Source organism: Pseudomonas sp. R9.37, from assembly GCF_963878885.1.
GTDB lineage: Bacteria > Pseudomonadota > Gammaproteobacteria > Pseudomonadales > Pseudomonadaceae > Aquipseudomonas.
The window spans coordinates 222354-234883 of record NZ_CAWNZA010000043.1; the positions used below are offsets into that span (position 1 = coordinate 222354).

12 protein-coding genes are annotated in these 12530 nt (G+C 61.2%); 7 read left to right on the forward strand and 5 right to left on the reverse strand.

Annotation, left to right across the window (positions count from 1 at the left end; translation table 11 throughout):
- Window positions 1-3: 3 nt before the first annotated feature.
- From AACU78_RS20110 to AACU78_RS20120, 3 genes are read right to left on the reverse strand one after another with little or no spacing between them, the layout of a single operon-like run.
- Complete coding sequence (locus AACU78_RS20110) at window positions 4-276, reverse strand: oxidative damage protection protein (protein WP_106577463.1); 273 nt, start codon at window positions 274-276, stop codon at window positions 4-6.
- Window positions 273-1340, reverse strand: a complete 1068-nt coding sequence (gene mutY / locus AACU78_RS20115; protein WP_106577464.1) for an A/G-specific adenine glycosylase — start codon at window positions 1338-1340, stop codon at window positions 273-275. Before mutY ends, AACU78_RS20110 begins: the two co-directional genes overlap by 4 nt.
- Window positions 1337-3553, reverse strand: coding sequence for an AsmA family protein (locus tag AACU78_RS20120; protein ID WP_106577465.1), 2217 nt, complete (start codon window positions 3551-3553; stop codon window positions 1337-1339). Before AACU78_RS20120 ends, mutY begins: the two co-directional genes overlap by 4 nt.
- Window positions 3554-3879: 326 nt before the next feature.
- On the opposite strand from AACU78_RS20120, the gene AACU78_RS20125 reads away from it, so the two are divergent.
- Complete coding sequence (locus AACU78_RS20125; protein ID WP_106577466.1) at window positions 3880-5541, forward strand: OFA family MFS transporter; 1662 nt, start codon at window positions 3880-3882, stop codon at window positions 5539-5541.
- 60 nt (window positions 5542-5601) lie between these two features.
- On the opposite strand, the gene AACU78_RS20130 is transcribed toward AACU78_RS20125, so the two are convergent.
- Both AACU78_RS20130 and AACU78_RS20135 read right to left on the reverse strand, forming a co-directional pair.
- Window positions 5602-6939 carry an HdeD family acid-resistance protein gene (locus AACU78_RS20130; protein WP_106577467.1) on the reverse strand — a complete coding sequence of 446 codons (1338 nt, stop codon included), beginning with the start codon at window positions 6937-6939 and terminating at the stop codon, window positions 5602-5604.
- A gap of 45 nt (window positions 6940-6984) precedes the next feature.
- Window positions 6985-8241, reverse strand: a complete 1257-nt coding sequence (locus AACU78_RS20135; RefSeq protein ID WP_106577468.1) for an MASE1 domain-containing protein — start codon at window positions 8239-8241, stop codon at window positions 6985-6987.
- Between the two features lie 220 nt (window positions 8242-8461).
- On the opposite strand from AACU78_RS20135, the gene hisB reads away from it, so the two are divergent.
- From hisB to AACU78_RS20165, 6 genes are all read left to right on the forward strand, one after another.
- Entirely contained in the window at window positions 8462-9055 is a 594-nt protein-coding gene (hisB, locus tag AACU78_RS20140; protein WP_003218037.1) for an imidazoleglycerol-phosphate dehydratase HisB, read from the forward strand.
- Window positions 9055-9693: an imidazole glycerol phosphate synthase subunit HisH gene (hisH, locus tag AACU78_RS20145; RefSeq protein ID WP_106577469.1), complete on the forward strand. Its 639-nt coding sequence runs from the start codon at window positions 9055-9057 to the stop codon at window positions 9691-9693. Before hisB ends, hisH begins: the two co-directional genes overlap by 1 nt.
- Window positions 9694-9951: a DUF2164 domain-containing protein gene (locus AACU78_RS20150; protein ID WP_106577470.1), complete on the forward strand. Its 258-nt coding sequence runs from the start codon at window positions 9694-9696 to the stop codon at window positions 9949-9951.
- A gap of 39 nt (window positions 9952-9990) precedes the next feature.
- Window positions 9991-10728 carry a 1-(5-phosphoribosyl)-5-[(5-phosphoribosylamino)methylideneamino]imidazole-4-carboxamide isomerase gene (gene hisA / locus AACU78_RS20155; protein ID WP_057025453.1) on the forward strand — a complete coding sequence of 246 codons (738 nt, stop codon included), beginning with the start codon at window positions 9991-9993 and terminating at the stop codon, window positions 10726-10728.
- 9 nt (window positions 10729-10737) lie between these two features.
- Entirely contained in the window at window positions 10738-11508 is a 771-nt protein-coding gene (gene hisF, locus AACU78_RS20160) for an imidazole glycerol phosphate synthase subunit HisF (protein WP_106577471.1), read from the forward strand.
- Between the two features lie 66 nt (window positions 11509-11574).
- Window positions 11575-12330 (forward strand): substrate-binding periplasmic protein, encoded by a 756-nt coding sequence (locus AACU78_RS20165; RefSeq protein WP_106577472.1) that lies wholly within the window; start codon window positions 11575-11577, stop codon window positions 12328-12330.
- Window positions 12331-12530: the final 200 nt, after the last annotated feature.

Here is a 12530-nt window from a genome sequence, read left to right on the forward strand (position 1 = left end):
CAATTATTGAGCAGGCGGCACGTAACCGTCGGCCTTGGCGTAATCCTCGCCGGAAAAGAACTTGTCCATCTCGCCCTGCAGGTATTTGCGGTCTTCGGCGTTCATCATGTTCAGGCGTTTTTCGTTGATCAGCAGGGTCTGGTGTTTTTGCCAGTCGGCCCAGGCTTTGGCGGAGACATTGTCGAAGATGTCCTGGCCTTTGGCGCCGGGGAACGGTGCACGCTCCAGGGCAGGCAATTCTTCGTGGTACTTGCGGCACATGATGGTGCGGGTCATGACGGAACTCCTGCGTTCAATACGTCGGCCGCGCGCTTCAGCAGTTTTTTTACCGGGGCGGCAAGGCCCAGGCGCGGCGGGGTGGCGAGGTTATACCAGAGCCAGTCGGCCTCGGCCACGTGATGGGCGGATTCCTCCACCTGGACCAGCCAGGGTTCGATGGCCAGCTGAAAATGGCTGAAGGTGTGGATCAGCCCCGGCAGTTCATGCGGCGTGCCCAGCGCGAGCGCGTGCTGGTTGGCCAGGTGTTCCAGGTCTTGGAGGTCGTCCAGCTCCGGCAAACTCCACAAACCGCCCCACAGGCCCGTGGAAGGGCGGCGGTAAAGCAGAATCGCGCCCTCTGCGTTAGCCAGCATCGGCATCAGCGTGCGCTTTTGCGGGATGGTCTTGCGCGGCTTGGGAATTGGGTAGCGTGTCTCCAGACCGAGCATGTGCGCCTCGCAGCCCTTTTCCAGCGGGCACAGCAGGCAGCTGGGTTTGCTGCGGGTGCAGAGCGTGGCGCCCATGTCCATCATCGCCTGGGTGTAGGCATTGACGCGATCGTGCGGCGTAAAGCGCTCTGCGGTGGCCCAGAGCTGCTTGGCGACCTTGGGCTCGCCGGGGTAGCCCTCTTGCGCGGTAAAGCGCGCCAATACGCGCTTGACGTTGCCGTCGAGGATGGGCGCCCGCAGGCCCATGCTCAGGCTCGCGATCGCACCGGCAGTGGATAAGCCAATGCCGGGCAGTTCAGTGAGCTTTTCGACGTCCTTGGGAAACTCGCCACCGTATTGGGCGACGACGATTTTGGCGGTCTTCTGCAGGTTGCGTGCGCGGGTGTAGTAACCCAGGCCGGTCCACAGGTGCAGCACTTCGTCTTCCGGCGCGGCGGCCAGGGCTTCGACCGTCGGCAGGGAAGCCATGAACCGGTCGAAGTAGTTGAGGACGGTGCTGACCTGGGTCTGTTGCAGCATGATCTCCGAGACCCACACCCGGTAAGGCGTAATGCCCTGTTGCCAGGGCAGGTCATGGCGACCGTGGCGGTCGTACCAGTCCAGCACCGCCTGTGAAAACTGCTCGTTTCTCATCGTTTGAACAAGCCTTTAAGGGCGTCTTTCAACTGCGGGTTGACCTTGTCGAGTTTCTCTTCGAGCTTCTCGCTGAGTTTGTTGCCGGCGGCTTTGACCGCAACCTGAGTCAAGCCGTCCTTGTCCAGGCGGCAGGCTTTGGCGCCCAGTTCCAGCGGGCCACGGCAGCGCAGCGGAACTTCGATGCCCTGGAAGTTGGAGCCGACCTGGCAGGCCGGGTCCGGCACGTCGCGTGTATCGCCTTCGACGATGATGCCGACGCGGTAATCCATGCCCAGCACGCGCAGGTCGATGTCACCGTTGCCGTTGACTGTCAGGCCCGGGATACGCACTTTCAGGTCCGGGTTGCTGGCCACGCCGTTGCGCAAGGTCAGGTTGCCGCGCAGTTCCTGGAACGGCGTGTCCTTGCCTTGTGGCGTGGTGCTCAAGGTCTTGCGGTTGAGCAGTGCGATGCCGGTGCACAGCTGCTGTTCAATGTTGGCGTTGAGCAGCGCGCCGTTATTGATCACAAAGCTGGCGGTGCCGTTAAGGCTGTCGATCAGCGCCTTCTGGCTGTTGCCACGGCCGTTGAGGTTGCTGTCGAGGGTGATCTGGCCTTTTACCGGCGGGTTTTGCCCCTGAGCTTGCAGGATGCGCTCAACCGGCACTTGCTTGATGTGGGTTTGCAGCGCCAGCACCGGGATGTCCTGGCGCACATCGAGTGTGCCGTTGGCCTGGAAGGTGCCGTTGTAGAGGCCGCCGCTGAGGGTATCAAGCTTGAGTTGGCCATCGACGCCGGAGGCTTTGAGTGCCGCGTTCTGGATCGGCAACTTGCTCAGGGTCAGTTGACCGAAGGCCAGGTCGGCGTCCACGTCCAGCGTGCGCAGACGCGTGAGTGGCAACAGCTTGTCGGTGCTCCACGCGCCTTTGGTCGGTGCGTCCGGCAGCGGTGTGGTGCCACCGGCGGCCATGGCGCCGGCCTCGCTGTTCTGCACTTCGGCCTGGCGTGCGGCCGCTGCACCTTTGGCGGTTTCGGACTTGGCCGGCAGGTAGTTGTCGGCGTTGAAGGTATCGCCTTTGAGTTGCAGGCGCAGGGATTGCTTGGCGAAATCCTCGACAGCGATGCGGCCGGTGAAGGTGCTGCTGTCGAGTTTCAGGTTCAAGTCTTCCAGTGCCGCGCTGGTAGGCGTGCCCTTGAGACGGCTGACCAGTTCGACCTTGCTGAGGCTGCCCGCCGCCATCGGCGGCAACGGGTGGCCGACGCTGTCGAGGAACTTGGCCAGGTCAAACTGGGCAATGGACAGGGCACCGCTGAGCTGTGGGGTTTTGTTCAGGTCATTGACCTTCAGTTCACCCAAGGCGCGCAGCTGGTTGGCGGAGAGTTTCAGGTTGGTCCATTCGGCAATGTTGGCCGCCAAGTCCACCAGCAGTTGGCCCTGGGTGGAGAACGTTACGGTCTTGCCCAGCAGTGGCTCGCCGGTGGCTTCGCCGCTCAGCTTCATGTCTTCGAACTGGTAGCGCTGGAGCGCACGCTGGATGCGCAGGTTGCCGTTCAACTCGGTCTTGACGCGCATCAAAGGCTGGTTGCTGCCCAGAAATGCCGTGAGTTTGAGCGGAATGCTCGCGCCTTCGTGCACGGCACCGGCGCTCAACTGGATGCTTTCGGCGCTGTACTGCTTGCCGGTCTGCTCATCGTTGTATTCAACGCGGGCGTTGTTGATGGTCAGGCTGTCGATGTCCAGACGGATCGGTTTTGGCGGCTTTTCCGGTTCAGGTTCGGCCGGCGTTTGCTCGGGGGCAGGCACCGGCGCATTGGCCGGTTTCTCGGTTACGTTCTTGCCGATGTCCTCCCAGTTGCCGTGGCCTTGCTTGTCACGGTTGAGGCGCAGGTTCAGGCCTTCGACACGCACATCGCTCATCTGCACTTCACGGCGCAGCAGCGGCAGCACGCGCACCGACAAGCCGAGCATCTGCAGGTCGGCAAACGGCTGAGTCGGGTTGGTCATGGTCGCGACGCTGGCTTCGTGCAATTCCAGGCCCAGCCAGGGGAACAGGCTCCAACCGATATCGCCATTGAGCGTCAGCTCGATGTGGGCCTTGTCGCGGGCAATCTGGCGGATCTCGTCTTTGTAATCGTTGGGATCGAAGAGGTGGGTCAGGGCAAAGCCCAGGGCCACAATGATCAGCAACAGCCCGAGAAGTACCAGACCCAGGATTTTGCCGAACGCTTTCATGGGCGAGTCCTTGTATGTCGATTTTAAAATTTAGCCGCAGAGTATAACGCCCGACGGCCTGCGTCAGTTCATGCATCGTTACATTGTATCTAGACGCAGCAAAATCGGACTTTGCCGACCAACAGAGCAGGTTGCGTGAAAAAGGTGATATCAGTTTGGTTTTTCTGTCATCCACTGGTGCTAATCTGCGCGGGTTCGTCTGTCGTCTGCGACACAGCGTCGCGCTCAAAAGGAGCTTTACTCAACAACAACGGCCAACGCTCTGCGTGCAAGGCCGAGGGAGAGAGCGCCTGACGGACACATACTAATAACTGGGGGAAACACCAATGAGCACAAGCACTGCGGCGGGTAGTAATGCCGCACAGCCTGCGTTCCTGTCCAAGGAACGCATTATCGCCAAGCCAGGGTTCAACCGCTGGCTGGTGCCACCGGCCGCTCTGGCCATCCACCTCTGCATCGGCATGGCCTACGGGTTCTCGGTGTTTTGGCTGCCGCTGTCCAAGGCACTGGGTATCACTGCACCGGTCGCCTGCGCGCCGGACATGAGCTTCATCACACAAGTGTTCTCGTCCCAATGCGACTGGCCCATCTCCATGCTGGGCTGGATCTACACGCTGTTCTTCATCTTCCTGGGTTGCTCCGCAGCGATCTGGGGCGGCTGGCTGGAACATGCCGGGCCACGTAAAGCCGGCGTTGTATCGGCCTTGTGCTGGTGTGGCGGTCTGTTGATCTCGGCGTTGGGCATCTATACCCACCAGATCTGGCTGATGTGGATCGGCTCCGGCGTGATCGGCGGTATCGGCCTGGGCCTGGGCTACATTTCGCCCGTGTCGACCCTGATCAAGTGGTTCCCGGACAAACGCGGCATGGCTACCGGCATGGCGATCATGGGTTTCGGCGGCGGCGCGATGGTTGGTGCTCCGTTGGCAGCCGCCCTGATGGGCCACTTCGCTTCGCCGACCAGCGTTGGCGTGTGGCAGAGCTTCGTGGTCATGGCCGTGATCTACTTCGTGTTCATGATCGGCGGTGCCTTGTCCTACCGCGTTCCGCCGACCGGCTGGAAGCCTGAGGGCTGGACCGCGCCGGTGAAAAAAGCCGCCAATGCGATGATCACCCACCGTCACGTTCACGTGAACGTGGCGTGGAAAACCCCGCAATTCCGCCTGGTGTGGCTGGTGCTGTGCCTGAACGTATCTGCCGGTATCGGCATTCTCGGCATGGCGTCGCCGCTGCTGCAGGAAGTGTTCGGTGGCAAGTTGCTGGGTGTGGATGTGCCGTTCGGCCAACTGGATGCCGGGCAATTGGCGTCCATCGCGGCCATCGCCGCAGGCTTCACCGGCTTGTTGAGCCTGTTCAACATCGGTGGGCGGTTCTTCTGGGCGTCGTTCTCCGACTACCTGGGCCGTAAAAATACCTACTTCGTGTTCTTCGCCCTGGGCTTTGCCCTCTACGCGCTGATCCCGAATCTGGGGCACCTGGGCAACGTGGCGCTGTTCGTGGCGGCGTTCTGCATCGTCCTGTCGATGTACGGCGGTGGTTTTGCGACCGTTCCGGCCTACCTGGCCGACCTGTTCGGCACCCAGATGGTCGGCGCGATCCACGGTCGCCTGTTGACCGCTTGGGCGGCGGCGGGCGTGTTGGGCCCGGTGCTGGTCAACTACCTGCGTGAGTATCAGCTGAGCATCGGCGTTGAACGTGCCGCAGCGTATGACATCACCTTGTACATCCTCGCCGGCCTGCTGGTGCTGGGTTTCATCTGCAACCTGCTGGTGCGCCCGGTGGCCGACAAGTACTTCATGACCGACGCGGAACTGGCTGCCGAACAGGCGCTGGGCCATGACAAAGGCGCCACTGCCTCTACCTCGCTGGAGTGGAAGGCCTCTTCCGCCAGCGTGCCATTGGCCATCGTGGCGTGGCTGGCGGTGGGTATTCCGTTGGCGTGGGGTGTGTGGGTGACCCTGCAGAAGACCGCGGTATTGTTCCACTGACAGACCGTTCCCCAGTGCCCGCTCACGCAAGGTGAGCGGGCCTCGGACAGCCAGCGCGGGCTAATCCTGCTTCTTGTCAGGCAAGGCTTTGGTTGATTGACCGCGCCATGGGATGCGTTGAAACCATGGCCGCGGCACCGGATGCACGATCACCCGCAAGGCTCGTGCGTAATCCATCACCAGGCCGGGTGTCCAGGCCATGGTCATGGCGCGCTTGCGTACTTGCGCGGCAATCCACAGTTCCGGCATGAGCAGGGTCTGCAACACCGACCGCCAGCGTCGCGAGCGTTCCGCCAATACCCCATCCATCGAGGCTTCCAAAGCAAATGCCACGCTGCTCGAGCAGTTGCGGTAGGTCAGGTTGTAAGTGGCCTGTTGGCGATAGTTATTGGAAAACTCAATCAACGCCTTGCGGCTGTACCGGTGAAAAATGATCTTGCGGTCCGAATCGCACCAGTTGGCCACTTCGGTGGCGTAGTCCGGCTGGAAGGTGCCCGGCACGTCATTGTTGCGGGTGGCCTTGAGGATACGGAAAAATTCTGACGGTGAGCGATCGATGTCTGCCACCGGATACAGGCTCAAGTACACCGACGGCGACAGTTCAAGAGCAGCGTGCCCGGTTGAAATCACGCCTTGTGCGTCCACGGCCGCGATGTAGCGATTGATGATCGGACGAGGAATGGTGGTCGCGCTGGCGGTGCCTTCCGGCGTCCAGATATGCACCACCAGTGGATCGGTGCAGGCAGGCTCCGGCTCAAGCTGCGGCGGCGGTTCCTGCGGCGGCAGCTTTTTGAAATCCGATAGCAGATCCCTGGGCGCAAGCAGCTCGAACGTCGAGGTGCCATGGCGCAATCGCCTGACGCGACGCGCAATGCGTACCGTGTTCAGGCCACTGACGATCATCAGCGCGCCAAGAAAAAAAGACACGGTGGCACTGTTGGCGATGGGGTAGGGGCTGACCAGCAACCCGGCGAATACCACTTGGGCGCTGCCGCTGATCAACGATGATCGCCAGCGCGGGAACCTGACGACCCAGGCCGAGGTGATGGTCAGCAGGCCGATCACAAAATAGGTAAAGCCAAAAATGATCGCCAGCAACAGGTTGCTGTAGACCTTGTCGGCGAGGATCAATACCGCGACAAAAAAGCAAATCCCGCCCTTGAAATACAGCACGGCGCGCTGAGTACCTACGCCGCTGGCGGCCACGCTCAGGGTGACAATGCTTTCCAGCAGCAACAGCAAGCCGAACGCGCGCAGCGGAAAGTACAACTCGCCATCCAGGCCGTCGATCATCACGCCAACGCCCATCACGCCCCATACGATACCGATCAGGCCGAGAAACCAGAATTTGGATCGGACGAATTCAACGCCGAACAGCAGTAAAGCAATCTGAATCATGAAGGTACTCGTACAGGTAGACGCTGGTCGGCAAAGGGCAAAGGTTCAGCAATAGCGACTGCTTTGCCAGTTGCCGACAAATACTTGGCCCCTGGCATCGCGCATGGCGCCGGGGCTTTGGTCGTAAAGGGTCAGCCAGTCACCGTTACCTTTGTCGATGCGAAAGGCCAGCGATGAGGCGTGGGTACGGGTGTCCGGCGACCAGTGCTGTTTGAGTTTTTCGCGGTCTTCGGGGTGCACGCGCGCCAGCACCTGCTCAATGGTGCCCAGGGGCCGGGTGCCGATATCCAGTAGCGAATCAAGGTTGTCGTCCCAGAGGATGTCGCCGGTTTCGGGATGCAACTGGTACATCACGCCGTCGCCCCCCAGCCGCCCGGTTTGCGGGTCGTAGGGCTTGGCCGATTGCGTCATCAGGCGTATCACCACCACCAGCAGGGCGGTAATGGACAAGTAGCTTTGCGCAAGCAGCAGAGGCTCGCCTTCGAGCAGGCCCGGCACATAAAACGGCCCGGTCTTCTGATCGGTGTAATTGACCACGATGCTGCCCAGCACCAGCAGCGCGATTGAGCCGCCAGGGCTGCGCCAGGTCACGCAAACAGCAAGGGCGAGGGCGATCGGCAGGCAGGCCAGGATGAAATACACCGCGGCGCCGGCATCGGTGTCCAGCATGCTGGTGAGCCAGTGCGGCGCGGCCCCGAAGACGTACCAGGTATTCAATGCGAGCAGCAGCAGCCACCCTGCGCCGGCGAGTTTCTCCCGCGCGCTGGTGGGAAATTCGCGCAGGTTGCTGTTCAGCACGTTCATGACCACGACGGTCGCAAAGAACACGCCGTTAACGCCAGACATCCAGTTGGTCATCAGCGTATGGGGTGATGTTTCCCCGGCCAGCATCAGCCAGCCCTTCCTGATCAGCGCCTGTACGCCACAAATGGCCACGGTCGCCAGCAACCACAGCACGATGGCGTGCAGGTCGTCGCCGCGACGCGCGAAGCGCCGTACCAGCCAGGCAATGGCAATCGAACCTGCCAGCGCCTCAGCCGACAGCGCGATGGCGGCCGGTGACTCCTCCCAGCCGTGCGCACCGAGCAGCACCCGCGCGATCAACAACACAAGGAACAGCATCGGCCAGTGAGCACGGCGCGAGCTCAGGAAGGCCGACACCGAGACGCCCGCCGGAAACCAGATAATCGCCATCTTCGAGACGGGGTCATCAAAGGCCAGCGAGGCCATGCCGGTGACGTAGTAGGTCAGCGCCCACAGGAGGAGAATGCCGCTGCGCCGTAAGACTCTGGGTATCGTCACTGTTCAGTATTCATCAGGTTTCAAACGTAGCGCTCATGTTACAGCGAAGCCGGCGCTGGCATTTGGCTAATATGCCGCGCGCACCATCCTGGAGCGCGCACTTGTACGCACATGTCTATCGCCGACACTCCATCAGTCTTATCCCCTTCGATGTTTCTGTTTAGCGCCCGCGCCCCTATAATGGCTGCCTTTTTCGCCCAATGATTTTGCGGAGCTGGTGATGGCCGAACGTAAGGCGTCCGTCGAGCGCGACACTCTGGAAACCCAGATCAAAGCCTCGATCAACCTGGATGGCACCGGAAAGGCCCGATTTGATATCGGTGTACCTTTTCTTGAGCACATGCTGGACCAGATCGCCCGTCACGGGCTGATCGACCTGGATATCGTCAGCAAGGGCGACCTGCATATCGACGACCACCACACGGTGGAAGACGTCGGTATCACGTTGGGCCAGGCTTTTGCCAAAGCCATCGGCGACAAAAAAGGCATCCGTCGCTACGGCCACGCCTATGTCCCGCTGGACGAAGCGCTGTCGCGCGTAGTCATCGACTTCTCCGGCCGCCCAGGCCTGCAGATGCACGTGCCCTACACCCGCGCCACCGTGGGCGGCTTCGACGTTGACCTGTTCCAGGAATTCTTCCAGGGCTTCGTCAACCACGCCCTCGTCAGCCTGCACATCGACAACCTGCGCGGCACCAACACCCACCACCAGATCGAAACCGTGTTCAAGGCTTTCGGCCGCGCGCTGCGCATGGCCGTGGAGCTGGATGACCGCATGGCCGGGCAAATGCCCTCGACCAAAGGCGTTCTGTAATGCAGACGGTCGCGGTTATCGATTACGGCATGGGTAACCTGCACTCGGTGGCCAAGGCCCTCGAGCACGTAGGCGCCGGCAAGGTGCTGATCACCAGTGACGCCAACGTGATTCGCGAAGCCGACCGGGTGGTATTTCCTGGGGTTGGCGCGATTCGCGATTGCATGGCCGAGATCCGCCGCCTGGGCTTTGACAGCCTGGTGCGCGAAGTCAGCCAGGACCGCCCGTTCCTCGGCATCTGCGTGGGCATGCAAGCCTTGCTTGAGCGCAGCGAAGAGAACGCCGGCGTTGACTGCATCGGCCTGTTTCCAGGCCAGGTGAAGTTCTTTGGCAAGGACCTGCACGAAGACGGCGAGCACTTGAAAGTCCCGCACATGGGCTGGAACGAGGTGCGTCGCACCGTCGACCACCCGCTGTGGCACGAAATCCCGGACATGGCGCGTTTCTACTTTGTGCACAGCTACTACATCGCCGCCGGTAACCCGCGTCAGGTGGTCGGTGGCGGGCACTACGGCGTCGACTTCGCCGCAGCGCTGGCCGAAGGTTCGCGTTTTGCCGTGCAATTCCACCCGGAGAAGAGCCATACCCATGGCCTGCAATTGCTGCAGAACTTCGCCGCGTGGGATGGCCGGTGGTAAATGGCCAAGAAGCCGAAAGTGCCGATCTTGAACCTCACGCCCGAACAGGAGCGTGAGGCGACGCTCAAGATCAAGCGCTTCATGGAAGACCGCTTTGAGCTCAAGTTGGGCTCGTTCGAGGTCGCCGAGCTTCTTGAACTGTTCACCACCGAAGTAGCGCCGCACTATTACAACAGGGCGATTTTCGACACGCAGACGCTCCTTAAAGAAAGGTTCGAAAGCATCGAAAGCGACTTGTGGTCGCTTGAGAAACCCTGATTTCCCAAGCATTGCTGAATATCGAATAAGGTTTGCCAGATGCTGATTATCCCCGCTATCGATCTCAAGGACGGCGCTTGTGTACGCCTGCGCCAAGGCCGCATGGAAGACTCCACCGTGTTCTCCGATGACCCGGTGAGCATGGCTGCCAAATGGGTAGAAGGTGGCTGCCGTCGTCTGCATCTGGTGGACTTGAACGGCGCCTTCGAAGGCCAGCCGGTCAACGGCGAGGTGGTGACCGCCATTGCCAAGCGCTACCCGAACCTGCCGATCCAGATCGGCGGCGGCATTCGCTCCCTGGAAACCATCGAGCACTACGTCAAGGCTGGCGTGAGCTACGTGATCATCGGCACCAAGGCCGTAAAAGATCCGGCGTTCGTTGCCCAAGCCTGCCGCGCGTTCCCGGGCAAGGTGATTGTCGGCCTGGATGCCAAGGACGGTTTCGTCGCCACCGACGGCTGGGCTGAAATCAGCACCGTGCAGGTAATCGACCTGGCCAAGCAGTTCGAAGCCGACGGCGTGTCCGCCATCGTTTATACCGACATCGCCAAAGACGGCATGATGCAGGGCTGCAACGTGCCGTTCACCGCCGCGTTGGCTGCCGCCACCAAGATTCCAGTGATCGCTTCCGGTGGTATCCACAACCTGGGCGACATCAAATCGCTGCTGGACGCCAAGGCGCCTGGCATCATCGGCGCCATCACCGGCCGCGCGATCTATGAAGGTACCCTGGACGTCGCCGAAGCCCAGGCTTACTGCGATGCCTACAACGGCTGAGGACTGACCATGGCGCTGGCCAAACGCATCATCCCTTGCCTGGACGTCGACAACGGTCGCGTGGTCAAGGGCGTCAAGTTCGACAACATCCGTGACGCCGGCGACCCGGTGGAAATCGCCCGTCGCTACGATGAGCAAGGTGCCGACGAGATTACCTTTCTCGACATCACCGCCAGCGTCGATGGCCGTGACACCACGCTGCATACCGTGGAGCGCATGGCCAGCCAGGTGTTTATTCCGCTGACCGTGGGCGGTGGCGTGCGCACCGTGCAAGACATCCGCAACCTGCTCAATGCCGGTGCGGACAAGGTCTCGATCAACACCGCCGCCGTGTTCAACCCGGAGTTTGTCGGCGAAGCTGCGCAGCACTTCGGTTCGCAATGCATCGTGGTCGCCATCGACGCCAAGAAAGTCTCCGGGCCTGGCGAAACCCCGCGTTGGGAGATCTTCACCCACGGCGGTCGTAAACCTACCGGGCTGGACGCGGTGGAGTGGGCGATGAAGATGGAAGGCCTGGGCGCCGGTGAAATACTGCTGACCAGCATGGACCAGGACGGCATGAAAAACGGCTTCGACCTCGGCGTGACCCGCGCCATCAGCGATGCGCTGGGCATTCCGGTCATTGCGTCCGGCGGTGTGGGCAACCTGCAGCACCTGGCCGACGGCGTGATCGAAGGCCACGCCAGTGCGGTGCTGGCGGCAAGCATTTTCCACTTTGGCGAATACACCGTTCCGGAGGCCAAGGCCTACATGGCGGCGCGCGGTATCGTCGTTCGCTAAACGCTGCTGGACACCATGGCGAGCGCGCGGCACTCTCTGCGCTTGCCATGGATTCCGGTAACTTTCATGTTCAAACACCTGCTGCTCGCCCTCGCCAGTTCTTCCATGCTTTTGGCAGGCTCGGCCCGTGCCGAAGAACCGTCTGACGCCTCTTTGGTGTTGCTGACGGAAAACTTCCCGCCGTACAACATGGCAAAAAACGGCAAGAACTTCGCCAAGGACGAGAACATCGAAGGCATCGCCGTGGACATCGTGCGCGAGACCTTCAAGCGTGCCGGCATTTCCTACAACCTGACCCTGCGTTTTCCTTGGGAGCGAATCTACAAACTCGCCCTGGAAAAACCTGGTTATGGCGTATTCGTGATGGCGCGCCTGCCGGACCGTGAAGCCCTGTTCAAGTGGGTCGGCCCGATCGGCCCGGACGATTGGGTGATGCTGGCCAAGGCCGACAGCAAGATAGAGCTGGCGGATCTTGAACACGCCCGTCGCTACAAGATTGGCGCCTACAAGGGCGACGCTATTGCCGAAACCTTGGAGAAGCAGGGCCTCAATCCGCTGGTGGTGTTACGCGATCAGGACAACGCGCAAAAACTCATGGATGGCCAGATCGACCTATGGGCGACGGGCGATCCGGCTGGGCGCTACCTGGCGCGTCAGGTCGGCGTGACGGGGCTCAAGACCGTGTTGCGCTTCAACAGCGCGCAACTTTACCTTGCGCTGAACAAGGACGTGCCGGACGAACTGGTCGCCAAGCTTCAGGCCGCGCTGGATCAGCTGCGCAAAGACGGCGTAATCGACGAGATCATGGCGCGCTACCTCTAACTGGCAAGAACTACTGTGGGAGCTGGCTTGCCTGCGATAGCGGTGGTTCAGCTGAAATAGGTGTCATTGAAAGACTGCTATCGCAGGCAAGCCAGAGGCGCACTGCAATCAGCCGGAAAACCACGGTCAAAAATGTGGGAGCGGGCTTGCTCGCGAAAGCGGAGTGTCAGCCACTCAATCGGCTGACTGACCCACCGCCT

Coding starts and splice junctions, on each gene's coding strand:
- AACU78_RS20110 (WP_106577463.1), bottom strand. CDS start 276: ATGACCCGCACCATCATGTGCCGCAAGTACCACGAAGAATTGCCTGCC.
- mutY (WP_106577464.1), bottom strand. CDS start 1,340: ATGAGAAACGAGCAGTTTTCACAGGCGGTGCTGGACTGGTACGACCGC.
- AACU78_RS20120 (WP_106577465.1), bottom strand. CDS start 3,553: ATGAAAGCGTTCGGCAAAATCCTGGGTCTGGTACTTCTCGGGCTGTTG.
- AACU78_RS20125 (WP_106577466.1), top strand. CDS start 3,880: ATGAGCACAAGCACTGCGGCGGGTAGTAATGCCGCACAGCCTGCGTTC.
- AACU78_RS20130 (WP_106577467.1), bottom strand. CDS start 6,939: ATGATTCAGATTGCTTTACTGCTGTTCGGCGTTGAATTCGTCCGATCC.
- hisB (WP_003218037.1), top strand. CDS start 8,462: ATGGCCGAACGTAAGGCGTCCGTCGAGCGCGACACTCTGGAAACCCAG.
- hisH (WP_106577469.1), top strand. CDS start 9,055: ATGCAGACGGTCGCGGTTATCGATTACGGCATGGGTAACCTGCACTCG.
- AACU78_RS20150 (WP_106577470.1), top strand. CDS start 9,694: ATGGCCAAGAAGCCGAAAGTGCCGATCTTGAACCTCACGCCCGAACAG.
- hisA (WP_057025453.1), top strand. CDS start 9,991: ATGCTGATTATCCCCGCTATCGATCTCAAGGACGGCGCTTGTGTACGC.
- hisF (WP_106577471.1), top strand. CDS start 10,738: ATGGCGCTGGCCAAACGCATCATCCCTTGCCTGGACGTCGACAACGGT.
- AACU78_RS20165 (WP_106577472.1), top strand. CDS start 11,575: ATGTTCAAACACCTGCTGCTCGCCCTCGCCAGTTCTTCCATGCTTTTG.